Below are 925 nucleotides of genomic sequence, written 5' to 3' on the forward strand. Positions count from 1 at the left end.
GGACGTGAATGCCAATGACAGTTTTGAAAATGCAGGACATACCATTACCGCCATTAACGGTACGGCCATAGCAGTAGGCGGTTCTGTCAATGTTGTGAATGGAACGGTTCTTTTGAATGCCGACGGTACCCTAAGCTTTACACCTGCTGCTGATTTTAATGGTGTGACTGATTTTACGTATACCGTCACTTCTGGCGGAACGACGGAAACGGCTACCGTTACTATGACGGTGAATGCGGTCAACGATGCTCCGGTCAATAGCGTTTCTGGCGGACAAACTCTGAGTGAAGACGCCAATCAAGTGTTCAGCTCTGCCAATGGTAATGCGCTCAGCGTGGCCGATATTGACAGTGCGGTGGTGACGACTACGGTTTCTGTACTGCACGGCAGCTTAACTGCTCTGGCTACGCCTGGCGTGACCGTCAGCAACAACGGCACAGGCTCTGTTACCTTGAGTGGTTCTCCTGCAGCAATCACTGCGGCTTTAGATGGCTTAAGCTACAGTCCAGTAGCGGATTACCACGGTTCCGATACCTTGACCATGAGTACTACCGACGGTGCGCTGCTCGACAGCGATACCGTAGGCATTACCATTAATCCTGTAGTGGATATTGCCGATGACGCTTTTGCGACCAATGAAGACACGGCTGTCACTCTTGACGTGAATGCAAACGATACCTTTGAAAATGCCGGTCATACCATTACTGCGATTAACGGTACAGCCATCGCTGTAGGCGGAAGTGTGGCTGTGGCTAACGGCAGTGTGTTGCTCAATGCCGACGGTACCCTAAGCTTTACACCTGCTGCTGATTTTAATGGTGTGACTGATTTTACCTACACAGTGACTTCTGGTGGTACGACGGAAACTGCAACGGTAAGTCTTACCGTTAATGCGGTGAATGATGCGCCAGTGAACAGCGTGTCT

General features: G+C 50.5%; 1 protein-coding gene. It reads left to right on the forward strand.

The window, feature by feature from the left end:
* The coding region (locus Lwor_RS12090) for a tandem-95 repeat protein (protein WP_193786622.1) at window positions 1-925 on the forward strand (925 nt) is incomplete at both ends.

It is taken from the genome of Legionella worsleiensis, from assembly GCF_001467535.1.
Classification (GTDB): Bacteria; Pseudomonadota; Gammaproteobacteria; order Legionellales; family Legionellaceae; genus Legionella; species Legionella worsleiensis.